Genomic DNA, 17147 nt, shown 5'->3' with positions numbered 1-17147 from the left:
CTACTCGTGAGACTATTTGAACAGAAAATCGAAGGGGTGCCCCAATTTGTTAGCTACTTCGGCCCATTAATCGAAGTGCTAAGAGATCTAGGCGGTCAGGCGAAGCCGAGAGAAGTTTTTGATGAGATCGCACGTAGGTACGAGTTCTCAGACGAAGATATGTCAAAGGTTAATAAGAATGGCCGCCCCACGTTTGAAAACCGGGTTGCATGGGGCAGATTCTACCTGACGAAAGCGGGGTTACTTTATTCACCGAAACGCGGTGTTTGGGCGTTGACCGATGCGGGACAAACCGCTGAGCTGACTGATGAGTTCGCAATCCAGCTCTTTCGCGAGGCGCGTACAGAGATCAAGGCCGACGAGGACGAGGACCAGGCACCTGAAGGCGAAATCGTACCAGACGGAGTGAACTATTGGTTTGTGGGCGCGGCTTGGGATGAGGGGGACCAAACGCCTCGCTTCCTAGAAAATGGCATTTGGCAGAACGGCTACGACGACAAATTTTCGCACCTCGTGCGCCAAATGAAACAAGGCGATCGAATTGCCATAAAGGCAACATACACTCGTAAACATGATGTGCCATTCGACAACCGTGAACGCGCTGTCAGCGCGATGCGGATCAAAGCAATTGGGACGATCACCGGCAATCACGATGACGGAAAGACGGTCGAAGTATCCTGGGAAGAAATAGATCCTCCTCGCGAATGGTTCTTTTACACATACCGGACGACTGTTGCCCGGGCACGTTTCGAAGACGATGAAATGGCTCGGCAACTAGTTGGCTTCACCTTTGAGAACAAAGACCAGGACATCGAACGCTTCCTCAAACACCCCTATTGGGCTGAAAAATATGCGGAAGATATTGAGCCGCTCGCTGCGATTGAAGAACAAGAAGAAGCGGATGATGAGCAGCCAATTGAGCCCTATGGTGTAGACGACATCATTGCAGACGGTGGCTTCATGACGCGTGGCACATTGCAGGGAATGATCTCTCGCATAGAGAGTAAGAAAAACATCATTCTGCAAGGCGCTCCGGGCACTGGTAAGACATGGCTTGCCAAGAGATTGGGTAAGGCCCTCATCGGGAAACGAAACCCGAGCCCAGGGCAACTGCGCTCGGTGCAGTTTCATCCCTCTTTGTCTTACGAAGACTTTGTACGAGGTTATCGGCCCAGCTCAAATGGCCTCGTCATAACCGACGGCATTTTTCTTCAAGCCGTCGAAGTCGCGCGTGCTCAACCTGACATTGCCCATGTCTTGATCATCGAGGAAATTAACCGTGGCAATCCTGCGCAAGTTTTCGGTGAAATGCTGACTCTGCTGGAGAACACAAAACGTAGTCGAGCAGATGCAATCGAGCTCGCTTATCGCAAACAACCTGGCGAACGCGTCCATGTGCCTGACAACCTCTACATTATTGGCACAATGAACGTCGCTGATCGTTCTTTGGCGCTTGTGGATTTGGCGCTGAGACGGCGTTTTGCATTCGTTTCCCTAGAGCCAATTCTAAACGACTCTTGGGCTGCCTGGTGCTCAGACCGTGGCATCGACGGGGAAACGATCGATTTCATCCGGACCCAAATGACCGCACTCAACGATGAGATTTCATCTGACAGATCCTTGGGCCCGCAATTTCGGATAGGTCATTCATATGTGACCCCAAACGAAACCGTTGAGGGCGCCAAAACTTGGTTCAAAGATGTCATCGAAACTGAGATTGGGCCACTGTTAGAAGAATACTGGTTCGACGCGCCAGAACGGGCAACTGAGGCAATGGCGCGTTTGCGCAATGGGTTGTGATGTCCAAGCCAATCCCCGTCCGAAACATTTGGATCTTGTTCTTATACGCCGCGGATCTCGTCCAGTTTCGTGACAAATACGAGCGGGATGTTGAGGACGCCAGGGACCTCCCTGACCTCATCGGGCGGCTTCTGGTGCATGTGGTCGAAGATAGAATGCGAAAGAACCTAAGCAGAGGGTATCGCTCTAAATCGGCAGTGCTCCAACGGGTTCGCGGTCGCATCGATATGCTGGCGACTGAAACTGCTCAGCTTATGGATCGTGGACAAGTCGCCTGCCGCTTCGAAGAACATGTTATGGATACGCCTCGGAACAGATTGGTGCGTACTGCGCTTGAGCGCCTCGCAGCTAGGGTGGATAACATCGAAACGGCCCATCGATGTCGTAAACTTGCTGCCGATTTTGCCCGCCTTGGTGTGTCCGGTATGCGACCTTCGCGGGCTCAATTGGCAACGGATCAGATCGGACGGAACGAGAGCGCAGATCGAATGATGGTCGCGCTCGCACGCATGGTGTTTGACGGTAGCATTCCAACGAAAATCGAAGGCAACGCCCTGCAACCTGGCGATGAAACAACCGAGCACCTAATCCGGCGACTTTTCGAACGCGCAGTCGGCAACGCTTGTCGAATTCAATTGGAGCCCAAGGGGTGGCACATTGCGCAGGGTCGCCGCATTTCCTGGCCGGTTTCTGACGCGAGTTCAGGCCTGTATGGGATCCTTCCTGGCATGCAGACAGACATCGAATTGAACCATGCCCAATCGGGACGCCGTGTGGTCATCGATACGAAGTTCACGAAAATTTTGACCTCTTCAAACTATCGAAGTGAGGTCTTGCGGAGCGGGTATCTCTACCAGATGTATTCCTACCTCCGAACCCAAGAGCAAGAATCTGATGCCCCTAGCCTGTCAGCCAAAGGTATTCTGCTCCACCCGCAGACGGGAGGTTATGTAAATGAAATGATGATGGTCCAAGGACATGAAATTTCATTTAGAACCATTGACCTGACTGCCACCGCATCGATTTTCGAACGGCAGCTGAGACTGCTGGATACAGCTGAGACCGGATAGTATGCGCGCTCATGAAATAAGGTGCGGCACACCGCGGCTTCGGCGTGAGAAACGGATGGTCAGGCTTGCGTACCCGACCACCCAACTTGAGGATCGTTAAAGCATCACCGCTTGATCACACCGCGGCTTTCATAAGCCTTCAGCAGTGCTTCGGTAAAATCTGCGGTGCCTGAAGTCATGTGTCCCAAGTCCGGCCAAGCAAATGGCCCCGTTGAAAACGAAACCTCTTGCTCAACTTCAAGCCCCAGCTTTTCTGCGACCGCCAATGCTGAAGTTGGCTCCTTGTTTTCAGGCCACATCTCGTCAAATGTGATCAAAACCTCTTCTCCGTCTAAGAGGCTGATTTCTGCTCGCATTGCGCCTAGCCGTTCGTTGACTGATGCCGCATCCTCGAGCAAAGCACACCGGATCAATGTCGAGACGGTTTCCTCGTTCAAGTGCAGAGTAAGCCTAGGTTCCACAATCCGTACCTCCGGCTTCTCTCGTTGCGCCGCAACTGGCGTCTGCACTGGCTTACTAGGAAGCTGATCATCAAACGGCTCAGCGTGGATGTTGAGAGGGTGCGTGCCGCAGTTGGGGCAATGCCAATAGTTCTCAGCCAATTGTGAACCAGCAATTTGTGCATCACAGCTGTGACAGTACCAGGTTGAGGCTTCTCCCCCTCGCAGTGGATGTCTTGCTACGCCGTCGAGATCTGCTTTTGTCGACCGACGCGGCCAATCGACTGCCATCTGCGCGCGGATCCGTTTACTGCGCTCTTGTGCGAGCTCAATAAGTTTGGCCAGAAAGCTTGGATCTTTGACTGGGCTGGTTTCTGCGTAGCGTTCATCAATTTCAACAATAGGTGCTTTGAAGGGAGCTTCTGGAATGCGCAAATCCCATCCGTTCCCCGAGACGAAAACATCCCCGAGCGAGCTTCCAATCTGAAATTGATGACCGCAAAGCTCTCCGTTTTCCGGTTCTGGTTCGTGGAAGTGCGAGGCGTCATTTCTTGCATCCGGTATGGCACCTGCTTTGCGCACGAATTCTTCGACCTGAGCGAGCGCTTCTTCACTCGGCTGCCAACCTTCCTTCACCTCATCCGTAAGAGCTTTCCAGTGAGCGAAGCCAAACTCCATGGCCAGGAGGTTCAAAGCGTCAGTGTGTGCCATTGCAGTCGCACGCGCATACCGCTTGCCCAAGGTTCTAATCTTTTTCATCTGATAGTCTGTCATGTGTCATCTCCAAAAGGATCTGACTAGGTGCCCGCTGCTAATCATCCCGCGCCACTTGCGCAGTGTGTCAATTCAAAGCTGAATACGCTGCTTAGCTTTGCATGGCGGGCACACCGGCCTGCGTGAAGGCCAAAGTTTTGATATTAGCTTCGGTCGATTTCGTCAAGCAGCTGACTCCGTTCATTTGTACAATCAGCATACGGTGAGTGTTCGCTACCTTAGCGCTTCGACAGACTGGGATACCACTCGCTTCTGCACTCCAAAGAGCAATTGAGGCAAGCTATCACCGCTTGCCAATCGCGGAGATCACGGAACAGGTATTCAATAATAAATCGAAAAAATGCAGAAGAGACTACTTCTTTGGCCCTGCTTCAAAAATTCCTTCCAAACCGCGTTCACTACCTTTTTTATGGATGTCGCGCGCGTGATTTGCTCCCGGAGTAGTGATCAAAACATATGTAGCAAATGCAGTTTTATCATAGTCAGGCACACTTCTTAGAGCATCGATCGCATTTCGCGCTAACCTTCCGCAAAATCTAGCGATCTCAGAACTTGGCCTCGCAATCGGATCGTAGTCAGCTCTTTTTCTTGCATCCTGAAGCTGAACAAACGCACCTGCAAAGTTCGCTATCCCATCCGGGAAATCGATATTTTTGGACTTTCGACAAGCGTCTTGGCAAGTTCCGTGGCCTAAGCCTCTATAAACCTCAACCCAAGCCTTGTTAGAACGACCCTCTACCGGCTTCCCAACAAGCATGTCGGCGGCTTCGCAAGCAAGTGCATGGAAAACCGCAGAGTAGGCGCAACTGATAGCTTTCCGAATATCCGCCTGGCTCGGATTGCCACCATTATTTTCAACAAGTGCCTTCGAGGTTTCCAAATAGGCGTCAGCGAGAGACGTATCAGGCATGAGCTCCTTGGCCAAAAACAGGCGTGATGATCGGGAAGAAGCTGCTCAGAGCCGCAGACCGATCTTTGAATTTACGTTGCATCAAATGAGTGAGACCAAAGTACTCATCGGCAAAATCTTCTGGCGCAATTTGGGTGCTGACAGTCAAGGTGATCCGAATTTCGCCGGCCTCTTGATCCACTGTCACGTCGTCCAGAGAAATCTCAGAAATCATCTCTTCCGGAAATTTCTCTTTTAAAACAGTGCTCAGAAAGTCCTTCAACTCCACTGGAATGTCCATCGATCTCTCCCGCTTCTTGCCTCACTGTTGCAGCAAAATGTGAAAACACAAAGAAAAAAATTCGCAACGGCAAGCTTCATCAGAGTGCTTTTCACACCTCTACAAGTGGTTATCAAGCCGAACTTTTCCTAGGTGCAGCTTGACCACGACACGAAATCGTGGTGATTCCAGATTAGGTGCCCGTCACCACCTTGTAACAACCTCCGCATGCATCGAAGGCGATGACGCGCGGTGTGTCGTCGGGGAGTAAAGCCCGTCTTTGCGCTTCAACACAAGGAGGTGCCTCATGCCAAAGTGCTCATGGCCCAAACCGGTTAGCGTTCGCGCTTATTACAGGTTTCGGTATGGGCGGTGGGAGTCTGTGATTTCCCATTGCCGCTCATACCCGTCCTAAAAACCCGGCCAGGCTAAAAGGACCAAACGCATAGTCATGGTGGCGGGCATCTACCTTGATAAACTCGCCAAGGCAACACTAACCTGACAAGTAAATGTGTCAAATGCTTGGCACTCGGTGATCTGAAGTTACTCTGCGCGGGCGCTCCACTTAGATCCAAGTCCACCCGTATAAGTACGTCAAAGCAAACGGCCGGAGGGAAAATCACATCAACCTCTCTATAGCATCTAGTGTCTGAGCCTATTGCCCATGCCCCGCACGTCTAGCTCTCGTTCAGCCGCTTCTCGGCGTCTTTCGCTAGTTTCCAGCTGGTCTCTAATCCCGCCTGAAGCGTCTCGTAGTTCTGTTCCTCGCGCAGCAAGTCGGCCAATATGGTGACGGACGTGAGATGTGATTTCATCAATAGCGCCACGCAATGCGCCAAGCCATTCACCTTGCTTTCGATCCTGCTGGTTGAGCGTTTCTCCAAGGCGTGCAATTCCTTGGCTGAGCTCTCGCAGGCCGTCACCAACCGTTCGACGGATGCGAGTAATTCGCGTTCCAATGCTGTCAGGGGTGTTGTCGGTGGCTTGGTCATCTAAGGCTCCTTGATCTCGATGCAGATGATGGGCGTTTGCGCCATCGTGCAGGTCTTCAGTTCGGTCCGGTTCGGTTCCAGCGTCACCCATGTCTGCCCAGCCTGTTCGATCCGTGTCAGGCCAAGCCCCGCCATCTCCGAGCGCGAAATCAAACCCGTCCAAAGCCAACTCGCGATCAGCACTGTCGCGATCCAGGATGAGACCATCGCCACGATCACCCAGGGTGAGATCGTCAACCAGCGCCTGATCGTCTCGCTCCGCCTCTCCAACTCGCTCCTGCTGTCGCTCAGAAAGAACCTGATATCGGTCTCGATTGTATGTAGCGCGCTGGTCGCAATGCTGCTGAAATCGCTCCTGAAGCTCTCCAGCTGAGATGCCATCAAGGCGGCGTGGTCGCTGCGTATTGTCTCCAAGTCCGCGTTCAATTTCTCGGCGAGGCGGTTCGGCTTGCCAGTCGTCATGGAAAATCTCTCCTTTCAAGCGCCAGCGTTCACCGGTGTCCGGGTCTTTGGCGGTGATGTAATCTTTACTGGCACGGGGGATCTCGAAGCCCGCGTCAGTGAGTGCGTCGATCATGCTAGCGCGGTCAGTGATGATGCCGACGCTGATCTGATCGAGTATCCATTCGTGCAGCGCGTCGCGACCCTGCGCGCGCGTCATCGCTTCAATCGTCGCCCTCACTTCGCGGGCGCGTTCGGGGTCCAAAGGGTCTGCCCAACCGTGGGTCTTGTTCATCAAATCACGCAGGCTGGAAAAGGCGTTCTCATGGCCTGGCGGTGCGATGTTCAGCGCCTTGCCGGTGCTGAGCTCAAGGCGTGGCGTGCAGAAGTGCAGCTCGACGTTGCCTTCATGCGAGTGGCGCACCCAAAGACAATCGTATTGATCCCTGTCCAGTCCAGCAAAGGCCAGAGCCTCAAATAGCTCAATGGCCTCTTGCTGGGCGTCGGGACTGGGATCATCGCTATCGGCAAAGCTGATCACGCCCGCCGTGTAGCTCCACTTGTTGGGGCTCGCGTCGATCAGGTCGCGGGTCTGGTCTGGATTGCCGTGCAGCACCTCGGGCAGCGGGTCGCGGATCTTGGTTTGCGGCTGGCCGTTGTTATCACGGATCAGATTGCGGTTCTCGTCATAGGCCAGAACTTCGCGCGCGGTCAGGTATTCAACGGGGGCCGCACCGCTACCGGTGCCAGTGGAGAAGAACGAGATGATCAAGCGTCACCGCCAGTGTACGCCGCCACGATCTGCGCCAACTGCCGCTCGATGACCACCAGCTGTGCCGCGACCCTGAGGGCATCGATCTGGCTCGCACGTCCGGATTTGACCGCGCTGTTGATCCAACGGGAGAGCTGATTGAGGTTGCCGCCGACACGGGCAATCGCAAAGGTCAGCTTCGGGTCAACGCGAGGGACGGGCTTGCGCCGACGTGCCTCGGTCAACCCCAAGGCCTCGCGCATCAGCGTGGCATTGGGCAGGCCAGCGGCGCGCGCCTTGGCCACAAGCGCTGCCTTTTCCGACGGTGTGCATCGAAAGATCACGGTCTCGGAAAAGCCCTCTTTGACGCCGCTTGCGCGCGTCTGGTTGGGGTTTGAAGGGGAGGCTTGCCGCCCCTCACAAGTCCCGCCGATGTAATCGGTGGGTAACCTTGCTCTCTGCTCTTTGTGGGCATCGGTCGCACTCATGCTCTGAGCCCCGCCGCCTCGATTTCAGCAGGGCTGACCAGGTTTGCAGCCAGCAAAGCGGTCACTTGGCCGGGTGTGATGTGGCGGCATAACGGATGGCGGTCCGTGACCCAATCGGCCAAGCCTTTCAGCAGTTCGGCCTCTTTGGCTTTACCTGTTTCTCGTGCCTCCTCGACGTCGTGAAGGTATTTTAGCCAGCGGCCAGAGCTGAACCAGTTGTCGGAGAAGCACACTTTCGAGCGGGTGAAGCCTTCGCTCTCGATCGCATAGGACCGCACGGCGTCCTCTAAGTCTTTGGCATCCACTCCGTCGGCCAACGCTTGGCGGATTTGTGAAATGCAAACCGCTTTGCCGCGAATGCGATCCTCGGGATAGGCGCACAAAATCTTCTCTGAAATCTCATCCTCCACCGCCGCCTTTGCGTGCGAAGGATTTGGTTTTTGATATGGTTTATATCTGTTCTTATAGGATTTGCCCTCTGGGGCAGATGGCTTGCCCTCAGGGGCAAATGCATCATTTTCCCTATCGGTCGGATCGATTTGCCCATTTGGGCAAATGGAGTTGCCCAGGGCATACCAACAGGTTCGGTCATAGCGGTCATCGCTGAAATTGCCCTTGATGATCAGCTCTGCGCTGACCAGCTTTTCGAGCGCTGTTCGGATCTGCTTTTCGCTCAGATAGGGGAACAACTCACCAAAGGCCGAGATGGAATTGTAGGTCCAATACCGCCCGTCGCGAAGGTTACGTCGATTGGCTTGGTTCTTCTCGATCCAGAAGGTGATGTTCTGAAAGATGACGGCCGCGTTCAGACCGACGCGTCCGGCGATCTCGGGATCAAAGCTATGGCGGCTCATGATTTACCCCCCGAGATACGCACAAACGTGCGAATTTTGTACAGGTTTTGTACGAGAAATCGGCCGTTTCAGCCGATTTCGCCGCGAAAGCTCACGGGACTTTTTGCATGCTTCCGCACAACGTCCTGTAAATAATCCATATTTTTCAAGTGTTTTTGGCGACCCCGGCAGGATTCGAACCTGCAACCTGCCCCTTAGGAGGGGGCTGCTCTATCCAGTTGAGCCACGGGGCCTTTTGCGCGGTGATCCGGTTGCGCGGATTTGCTTTAACGCGCTCCGGGCTGTTTGTCATCCGCTCATGGTACGCATCGATGCCCCGCCGCCGGATATCCGCTCTTTGAGTGCTCTTGGCCCTCATGCGCCCCGATCAGAGCCAAACAATTTCATTAGAATTTTTCATTTGTATTGGGCCCGCGCCCCACAACCCGCAGCGCGATTAAGCGCGTTTTAAGAGAGTATCCTTTACCCCTTCACTCCAGACCCGCCCTTTCGCGGGCGCTTCTGTCCAAGCTGACGCCAACCCGAGGGGCAGGCACAGTTTGATGTGGTGTAAAGGAAAAGCGATGACTCAGACCTCCAACAGCGAAACTGCGGATATTCGCCCGCGTTCGAAAAACCCTCTGTCGTGGTTCGGCAACCTGCGATTGGCCGTTCGGTTGCCCTTGATCATTGGCCTCTTGGGCTTTGTCGGTGCGTCTGCTTTGACCTTTACCGCCTTTTTGGATGCGAAATCTTTGTTGGAAGCGGAGGTGGAGGACAAATTCCACTCCAACCTCAAGACACGCACAGAGGCCTTGGAAAGCTTGCTCGAAACCATCGAAAGCGATGTGCTGACGCAGGCGAAGAACCCCACGGTCGTCACTGCGCAGATGTTCTTTGATCACGCTTGGGACGAGCTTGAGAGCAATCAAGAACGGGCGCTCCAATCCGCTTACATCAGCAACAATCCCTTCCCCACCGGCGAGAAGGACAAGCTGGACAAGGCCGAAACCGGCACGCGCTATGACCGTATCCATGACAAATACCATGGCTACTTCCGTCAACTCCAACAATCGCGCGGCTATTACGATATCTTCCTCGTAAACAATGACGGCGACGTGGTCTATTCGGTGTTCAAAGAGGCAGATTTTGCCACCAACCTGAACCATGGCCAGTGGTTTGACACCCGCCTTGCAGACACTTTCAAACAAACCACATCGCTTCAATCCGGCGACATCGCTTTTGCCGATTTCGAAGCCTACGGGCCAAGCAACGGCGCGGCGGCGGCCTTTATCGGCACCCCGCTCTTTGCCGAAGACGGCAGCCGCATCGGGGCGATGATCTTCCAAATGCCGAGCGGTAAGATTTCAAACCTTATGCATTCGGTCGACGGGCTTGGCGAGACGGGGCAAACCTTCTTGGTGGGTAAAGATCTCATGATGCGATCGCCGGCGCGCGACGAGGTCAATGGGCCGCATGTACTGGATCACATCACCGCCTCTGATCATATTACAGCGGCCTTGGCGGGCACCACCGATGAATTCATCCATTCGATCGGCATCAACGGATTGGACGTCTGGGCTTTGGTCGAAACGGTATCGTTCCATGGCGCGGACTGGATGATCGTCATCGAACAGGGCAGCGCCGAGATTTTTGCTCCTGTGCACAAGCTGCGCCAGTACCTGATCATCCAAATGCTTATTCTTGTTGTCTTGGTCTGTGTCGCGGGCACATTGATCGGACGCAGTGTCGCCAAACCGCTGAGCAATGTCGGGCAGGCCTTGACCAAGATGACGGACGGCGAGCTGACGGTAGAAATTCCCCATCGGGATCGCAGTGAAGATATCGGCGATTTGGCGCGCAACCTCAACAGCCTGCGCCAAAAGCTCGCCGCAGCCGAGGAAGTGCGGCAATTGAACGAAATCCACCACCAGCAGCAAGTCGTTGTCGTGACCGAAATGCAGGCCGCCATCGCACAATTGGCAGGCGGCAACCTTGTGGCGCCCATCGAGACCAAATTCGCCGGTGAATACGAGACCCTGCGCGAAGGCTATAACTCTGCCGTTGCGCGGCTGAATGAAACCGTGAGCGCATTCGTCACATCCGCAGGCGAGATCGACACAAATGCCCGCGAGGTGGAGACGGCCTCCAACGATCTGAGCCAAAAGGCGATTGAGCAGGCCGCCTCTCTTGAGCAGACCGCCGCCGCGATCACCGAGCTGAACGCCTCTGTCAAATCCACGGCTGAGGCCGCCTCGGAGGCCGACAATGTCATGGTCAAAGCCAAGCAAGACGCGCAGGTAAGCGGCGAAACCGTCTCGACCGCAATGGCCGCGATGGATAAAATCTCCTCCTCTTCGCAAAAGATCGGACAGGTGACTTCGGTGATCGAAGATCTCGCCTTCCAAACCAACCTTTTGGCGCTCAACGCAGGTGTCGAAGCCGCCCGCGCGGGCGAAGCGGGCCGCGGTTTTGCGGTCGTTGCCTCCGAGGTCCGCGCCTTGGCACAGCGTTCCTCCGAAGCCGCCAAAGAGATCAATTCTCTGATCCACGAAAGCGCGACAAACGTGGCCTCGGGTGTCGATCTGGTGGATAAGGCCGGCAAGTCGTTTGAAACCCTGATCGGCGAGTTTGACAAGGTCTCGCTCTCGGTCTCTTCCATCGCCGCAGCCGCGCGCGAGCAAGCCGTCGGCCTGCATGAGATCAACACCGCGGTCGACCAACTGGACGGCGTCACACAGAAAAACGCCTCTGTCGCCTCGCAGGTCCATGGCACCGGCAAGTTGATGGTGAACGAAGCGGCCAAGCTCAACGCGCTTTCCGCCTCCTTCAAGATCGACAAGTCGAAAACCCAAACCGCCTCCTTCGTTGCGCCTTCGGTTTCGGCCCCCCCGATCGCCCCGCGCGCGGAGCCTGCCAAACAGGTCGCCAATGGGGCGCCCGTGGTCACGGCTCAGGCCATAAACGACGATGTTTGGGACGAATTCTAAGCCCTCGAACCCCGCGCTTGTCACAGGCGCGGGGTTTTCATTTGCCCTGCGGGCATCGACGGCAGGCGCTTTGCATGCGCAGGTCGCTTGAAGTCTCACAGCAGTTCGCGCTAACCTATTTGCAGGACTTATTTTCAGGATCACCTCATTGACCAGACAAGACAGCCGCCCGCTCACCCTGCGTGACGTTTCCGAAGCTTCGGGCGTGTCCGAAATGACAGTGAGCCGCGTGTTGCGAAATCGCGGTGATGTCTCTGACAGCACGCGCAAAAAAGTGCTCGAAGCAGCAAAGCAGCTTGGCTATGTCCCCAATAAAATCGCCGGTGCCTTGGCCAGCCAGCGCGTCAATCTGGTCGCGGTCATCATTCCGTCGATGTCCAATATGGTGTTCCCCGAAGTGATGACCGGCATCAGCCGCGCCCTCGAGGGGACCGATTTGCAGCCCGTCGTCGGGATCACCGATTATCTTCCCGAGAAGGAAGAAAAAGTGCTTTACGAGATGCTGTCATGGCGCCCCTCGGGCGTGATCATCGCGGGGTTGGAGCATTCGGAGGCCTCGCGCGCCATGCTGCGCGCCGCAGGCATTCCCGTTGTCGAGATCATGGATGTAGACGGCATGGCCATCGACACCAAAGTGGGCATTTCGCACCGTCTTGCAGGCGAGAAAATGGCCCATGCGATCATCGAGGCGGGATATAAGCGGATCGGGTTTTTGGGCACGAAAATGCCGCTCGACCACCGCGCGCGCAAACGTTTTGAGGGCTTCACACAGGTCATGGCCAAGGCCGGTATCGAGATGGCGGACCAAGAGTTTTACTCTGGCGGATCGGCGCTGGCCAAGGGGCGCGAGTTGACCGAAGCCATGTTGAAGCGAACGCCTGACATTGATTTTCTCTATTATTCCAATGATATGATCGGTGCTGGCGGCCTACTCTACCTGCTCGAAAAAGGCGTGGATATCCCTGCTGAAATCGGTCTTGCGGGGTTCAACGGGGTGGAATTGCTGCAAGGGCTGCCGCGCCAATTGGCGACCATGGATGCCTGCCGGACCGAAATCGGCAGCAAAGCCGCCGAGATCATCGCCCAACGCACCGCCGATCCGGAGGCCGATTTGCCCAAGAAAATCGAGATGACGCCGGTGATTTCCTTCGGTGACACGCTCAAACGCTAAGACGTCATCACCGCGTCACATCGCGCCATTAGGGCGAGGCCCATGACCGAGCAACCGCCGCATATCCCGCGCTACGCAATCTATTATACACCGCCCGACGGCTCGGATTTGGCCGAGTTCGGCGCAGCGTGGCTGGGATGGGATGCGGCGCAGGGATGCGCGCGGGCGCATCCGGAAATCGGCGGGCTGCCCCGCCCGATTGCGCAGATCACCGAAACCCCGCGCAAATACGGATTGCATGGCACGTTAAAGCCCCCGTTTTATCTGGCTGAGGGACGCCGCGAGGACGATCTGGTCACAGCCCTGCGCGATGCGGCGCGCGATCTGCGCCCTGCGGTGATGGAAGGGCTTGAACTTGCGCAGCTGGGCCGGTTCTTGGCGCTCACGGCGCGCGGCGATACGGCGGATCTGGCCCGCGTTGCGGGCGCATTGGTCGAGCGGCTCGACGGGTTTCGCGCGCCGCCGACGCAAGACGAGATCGCGCGGCGCAATCCGGCACATCTGAGCGCGGCGCAGCGCGCGCATCTGGACCGCTGGGGCTATCCTTATGTCTTTGACCAGTTCAAATTCCACATCACATTGACCGGAAAACTTCCCAAATCCGAAGCCACCGCAACAGGCGCAATACTGGCGCCGATCCTTGCGCCGCTGCTGCCTACCCCTTTCGAGGTGCGGCAGGTCACGCTTTTGCGCTCGGATGCACAGGGCCGGTTTGCCCATATGTTGCGGGTGCCGCTCGGCGGCTGAGGATCAACCGACCTTCAGGACAATCTTGCCGATATGGGTGCTGCTCTCCATATGCGCATGGGCTTTGGCGGCATCCTCAAAGGCAAATTCGCTGTCCATCACGGGCGCAATTCTGCCCGCGTCCAGAAGCGGCCAAACATCGGCGCGCAGGGCCTCGGCGATACGCGCCTTGGCCAGATCGCTTTGCGGGCGCAGGGTCGATCCGGTGATCGTCAGGCGGCGCATCATCACTTGGGCAAAGTTCAATTCGGCCACGGCCCCGCCCAGAAAGGCGATTTGCACCAAACGCCCTTCCATGGCCAAGGCTTTGATATTGCGAGGGATATAATCGCCGCCAACCATGTCGAGGATCACATTGGCGCCGCCTTCTTCTTTCATCACCGCGACGAAATCCTCGGTGCGATAATTGATCGCCCGCTCGGCCCCGAGCGTCACGCAGGCGGCGCATTTCTTGTCCGATCCGGCAGTGGCAAAGACCCGCGCGCCCATGGCCTTGGCCAGTTGGATCGCCGTTGTGCCGATGCCGCTCGATCCTCCGTGGACCAAAAACACCTCGCCCGCTTTGAGGCCGCCGCGTTGAAACACATTGGAGAACACGGTGAAGAAAGTCTCGGGCAGGCAGGCCGCCTCGCGCAGGTCCATCCCTTCGGGAACGGGCAGGCAATGCGCCGCGGGCGTGGCCACATAGTCGGCATATCCGCCCCCCGGCAACAGGGCGCAGACCTGATCGCCGATGGCCCATCCCTGCGCGTCCTCGCCCAGCGCCACGATCTCGCCCGACGCCTCCAATCCGGGCAGGTCCGACGCCCCGGGGGGCGGCGCATAGGCACCCGCGCGCTGCAAGGCATCGGGGCGGTTGACCCCCGCATAGGCCACTTTGATCACGACCTGTCCCGCCTCGGGGGTGGGCACGGGGCGGGTGCAGGGTTGCAACACCTCCGGCCCGCCGGCTTTGGTGATCTCGATCGCGCGCATGGTTTCGCTCATGGGGTCTTCCTTTTCGGGTGGGCGTGATGGGGGCGGTGTGCGCGGGCGGGCGCCTAGCGCGACCAGCGTCCCGGCATATGGGTGTGACGCGCGGTGGGCGCTTTGATCCGCGAGGCAAGCGCCATCGGCCCCGCCATCAATTTCGACAAAACGGGGTTTTCGCGCACATTGGCTTTGAGCTTTTCGATCTGCATCACATTGTCGATGCGGCGGTCGAGAAACTCCCATGTGGCCGCGTGGTCTTCGCTGTCATCGCCCAGCCAGTAGAGCACCGTAGAGCTATAGACCCCCGACAGGGTGGCGCGTTTGGAATACCAGTTGAAATCATCGGATGTATCGCCCAGCGCGGTCCAGATCGCATCGCAGGTGTTCCAGATCGCGCGCGCGCCGTCAGGGGCATTTTGCGGCAAGGTGAACAGCGTGGTCCCGCGGCGCACCGCTTCCTTGTCGCTTGCGGCCTCTAGCCGGAAGCGCACGGCGGCGGCGATCCGGTCGCGAAACCGCATCTCGCTCAGGTCCGCCGCGGCCAGCCGCTCTAGCATCAAGGCATCCCCGCGCGCATGATAGGCCAGCGCCAGATCGACCGCCCCGCGCGGGCAAAGCGCACGCGCCAGCGCCGGATCGACCCCCGCATCGGCCACTGCCGCATCAAAGGTTGCGGGGCTCCACCCGTCAAAGGCCACGTGCATCAATGCCGCATCGAGCAGCGCCTCCTTGATGGCGGCGTGATCTTGGGATGTGGTTGTGTCGGTCATGGCGGCCTCCTTTCAGGGAGCGTTGGCAACATACTAGACATCTAGGGCGGGCTTTGCTATATGGCCACCTCCTGCAATTTTGCAATTCAACTTAGAAAGGTGGTGAAAACCACATGCAGGTTAGTGTTCGCGACAACAATGTCGATCAGGCGCTCCGCGCTCTGAAGAAAAAGCTGCAGCGCGAAGGCGTTTTCCGCGAGATGAAGCTCAAGCAACATTTCGAGAAACCGTCCGTCAAAAAAGCGCGTGAGAAGGCTGAAGCGATTCGTCGTGCCCGTAAACTGGCACGTAAGAAGCTCCAGCGCGAAGGTATGCTCTAAGAGCAGCCCTTTTCGGCTTTTGACACGATAAGAATACAGCCCCCGCTACCGCAAGGTCGCGGGGGTTTGTCGTTCGGGCATATCGGGGTTTGGTGATTTGCGCGGCGCTGTGTAAGGTTGACCATAAGTCAATTTGAGATCGCAGTTTCATTCCGCATTACGGAGCCGCCCATGCCCGCGTCCAAAAAACGCCCTTTGCTTATCGCAGCGATGCTCGCCGCCTTGGTGATCATCATTGCCGTCATCGCCTTGCCCTCCTTGCAAATGAACGCGCCGATGCCCGAAGAAAGCGCAGGGGTCGAACCTGCGCCGATGCCGCCCAATGCGGTGCCTCTTGAACCCGCCCCCGAACCGGTGATCATCGTGGGTGAAGAGCCAATGATCATGCCAAGCGGCGAGGATTTTGTGGTGCAGCGGCTGTTTTACGGCACCAACCGCGTGCCGCAGGCCCCCGACGAAGACGGCCCGACTTACGGCGCCGAAGGGCATCAATCGCTGACCCTTGGCACCGCCGAAATCACCATCCCGAAAAATGCCCATGAGTTTGGCAATATCGAGCGTCCGCGACGCATCACGATTTTCACCATCACCTTGTTCGAGGAAAAGGAAGACGCCGCCAAACATATGACCCTTCTGGCGCGCGAGGAGCTGTCCTTGGAGGAGTTTCAAACCCGCGCCGCACAGATCGCCCGCGACAGTGAAACCTATGAAGGCGCGGCTTTGGTGTTTATCCACGGGTTCAACACCTCCTTTGATCAGGCGATGTTTCGCGGCGCGCAGATCGCCTATGACATGCGCTTTGACGGGCCCGCCTTTGTCTATAGCTGGCCCAGTCAGGGGCGGCTATTGTCTTATGTGAATGACACAGAGGCCGCCAAATCCGCCGTTAAACCGATGGATGAGTTCATGGAGGCCGTGATCACCACCCCCGGCGTCGAGCGGGTGCATGTGATCGCGCATTCCATGGGCAACGCGGCCTTGGCCGAACTTCTGACCCGTTCGGGCACAAGGCTCGGCGCGCGCGGCAAAGCGATTGATCAACTGGTTCTGGCGGCGCCGGATCTGGACGCGCGATACTTCCGCACGGTGTTTGAACATTTCACCGACGCCGCCAATAACGTCACGCTCTATGCCTGCGGCAGCGACCGCGCGCTTTTGGCCTCCAGCAAGATCCGCGATGATTTTCCGCGTCTGGGCGATGTGCCGAACGGCGTGCCCGTCATCGTGCCTGGCATTGATACGATCGACGTGACCGCCGTGGGGACCGAGATTTTCTCGCTCAACCACAATGCCTTTGCGCAAAGCCGCGGCGTGTTGACCGACCTGTCGCAACTCTTGCTGACGCGGATGCATCCGCCGGAAAAACGCACGCCCGTTTTGATCAAGGAAGACGGGCCCTATTGGAAAATGCCCAAATAG

The 17147-nt window shown here is 56.8% G+C and carries 15 protein-coding genes and 1 tRNA gene; 7 read left to right on the top strand and 9 right to left on the bottom strand.

Annotated features, from left to right (window positions below):
• Positions 1 to 6: 6 nt before the first annotated feature.
• On the top strand, positions 7 to 1800 hold the full coding sequence (locus ABWV64_RS09070) for an AAA family ATPase (RefSeq protein ID WP_353344241.1): 1794 nt from the start codon (positions 7 to 9) through the stop codon (positions 1798 to 1800).
• Positions 1800 to 2870, top strand: coding sequence for a 5-methylcytosine-specific restriction endonuclease system specificity protein McrC (gene mcrC / locus ABWV64_RS09065; RefSeq protein WP_353344239.1), 1071 nt, complete (start codon positions 1800 to 1802; stop codon positions 2868 to 2870). The genes ABWV64_RS09070 and mcrC overlap by 1 nt, the downstream gene beginning before the upstream one ends.
• A 104-nt stretch (positions 2871 to 2974) precedes the next feature.
• On the opposite strand, the gene ABWV64_RS09060 is transcribed toward mcrC, so the two are convergent.
• The 7 genes from ABWV64_RS09060 to ABWV64_RS09030 form a co-directional block, all read right to left on the bottom strand.
• Complete coding sequence (locus tag ABWV64_RS09060) at positions 2975 to 4084, bottom strand: hypothetical protein (protein ID WP_353344237.1); 1110 nt, start codon at positions 4082 to 4084, stop codon at positions 2975 to 2977.
• A 352-nt stretch (positions 4085 to 4436) separates the two neighbouring features.
• A complete protein-coding gene (locus ABWV64_RS09055) occupies positions 4437 to 4994 on the bottom strand; it encodes a hypothetical protein (RefSeq protein WP_353344235.1) in 558 nt (185 codons plus the stop codon).
• Complete coding sequence (locus ABWV64_RS09050) at positions 4987 to 5274, bottom strand: hypothetical protein (protein ID WP_353344233.1); 288 nt, start codon at positions 5272 to 5274, stop codon at positions 4987 to 4989. Before ABWV64_RS09050 ends, ABWV64_RS09055 begins: the two co-directional genes overlap by 8 nt.
• Before the next feature lie 621 nt (positions 5275 to 5895).
• Positions 5896 to 7458 carry a relaxase family protein gene (locus ABWV64_RS09045; protein ID WP_353344231.1) on the bottom strand — a complete coding sequence of 521 codons (1563 nt, stop codon included), beginning with the start codon at positions 7456 to 7458 and terminating at the stop codon, positions 5896 to 5898.
• Positions 7455 to 7925 (bottom strand): plasmid mobilization protein, encoded by a 471-nt coding sequence (locus ABWV64_RS09040; RefSeq protein ID WP_353344229.1) that lies wholly within the window; start codon positions 7923 to 7925, stop codon positions 7455 to 7457. The genes ABWV64_RS09045 and ABWV64_RS09040 overlap by 4 nt, the downstream gene beginning before the upstream one ends.
• Positions 7922 to 8779, bottom strand: a complete 858-nt coding sequence (locus ABWV64_RS09035) for a hypothetical protein (RefSeq protein WP_353344227.1) — start codon at positions 8777 to 8779, stop codon at positions 7922 to 7924. Before ABWV64_RS09035 ends, ABWV64_RS09040 begins: the two co-directional genes overlap by 4 nt.
• Positions 8780 to 8935: 156 nt before the next feature.
• Positions 8936 to 9012 (bottom strand) — tRNA-Arg (locus ABWV64_RS09030).
• Positions 9013 to 9342: 330 nt separating this feature from the next.
• Between ABWV64_RS09030 and ABWV64_RS09025 the strand changes: the two genes are divergently transcribed.
• From ABWV64_RS09025 to ABWV64_RS09015, 3 genes are all read left to right on the top strand, one after another.
• Positions 9343 to 11748 (top strand): methyl-accepting chemotaxis protein, encoded by a 2406-nt coding sequence (locus ABWV64_RS09025; protein ID WP_353344225.1) that lies wholly within the window; start codon positions 9343 to 9345, stop codon positions 11746 to 11748.
• Between the two features lie 148 nt (positions 11749 to 11896).
• Positions 11897 to 12919 (top strand): LacI family DNA-binding transcriptional regulator, encoded by a 1023-nt coding sequence (locus ABWV64_RS09020; protein WP_353344223.1) that lies wholly within the window; start codon positions 11897 to 11899, stop codon positions 12917 to 12919.
• Positions 12920 to 12961: 42 nt separating this feature from the next.
• Positions 12962 to 13666, top strand: coding sequence for a DUF1045 domain-containing protein (locus ABWV64_RS09015; RefSeq protein ID WP_353344221.1), 705 nt, complete (start codon positions 12962 to 12964; stop codon positions 13664 to 13666).
• A 3-nt stretch (positions 13667 to 13669) separates the two neighbouring features.
• Here the strand turns inward: ABWV64_RS09015 and ABWV64_RS09010 are convergent, their stop codons facing one another.
• A complete protein-coding gene (locus ABWV64_RS09010) occupies positions 13670 to 14653 on the bottom strand; it encodes an NAD(P)H-quinone oxidoreductase (RefSeq protein WP_353344219.1) in 984 nt (327 codons plus the stop codon).
• A 53-nt stretch (positions 14654 to 14706) separates the two neighbouring features.
• Positions 14707 to 15408, bottom strand: coding sequence for a COQ9 family protein (locus ABWV64_RS09005; RefSeq protein WP_353344217.1), 702 nt, complete (start codon positions 15406 to 15408; stop codon positions 14707 to 14709).
• Between the two features lie 113 nt (positions 15409 to 15521).
• Between ABWV64_RS09005 and rpsU the strand changes: the two genes are divergently transcribed.
• The gene (gene rpsU / locus ABWV64_RS09000) at positions 15522 to 15728 is read left to right on the top strand and encodes a 30S ribosomal protein S21 (protein WP_110796242.1); all 207 of its coding nucleotides are present in this window, start codon (positions 15522 to 15524) and stop codon (positions 15726 to 15728) included.
• 171 nt (positions 15729 to 15899) lie between these two features.
• Positions 15900 to 17147 (top strand): alpha/beta hydrolase, encoded by a 1248-nt coding sequence (locus ABWV64_RS08995; protein WP_353344215.1) that lies wholly within the window; start codon positions 15900 to 15902, stop codon positions 17145 to 17147.

The sequence above is a fragment of the Litorivita sp. NS0012-18 genome (genome assembly GCF_040371945.1).
Lineage (GTDB): Bacteria > Pseudomonadota > Alphaproteobacteria > Rhodobacterales > Rhodobacteraceae > Litorivita.
Note: the sequence above shows the minus strand (reverse complement) of the source record. Positions and strands in the feature narration are given on the sequence as shown.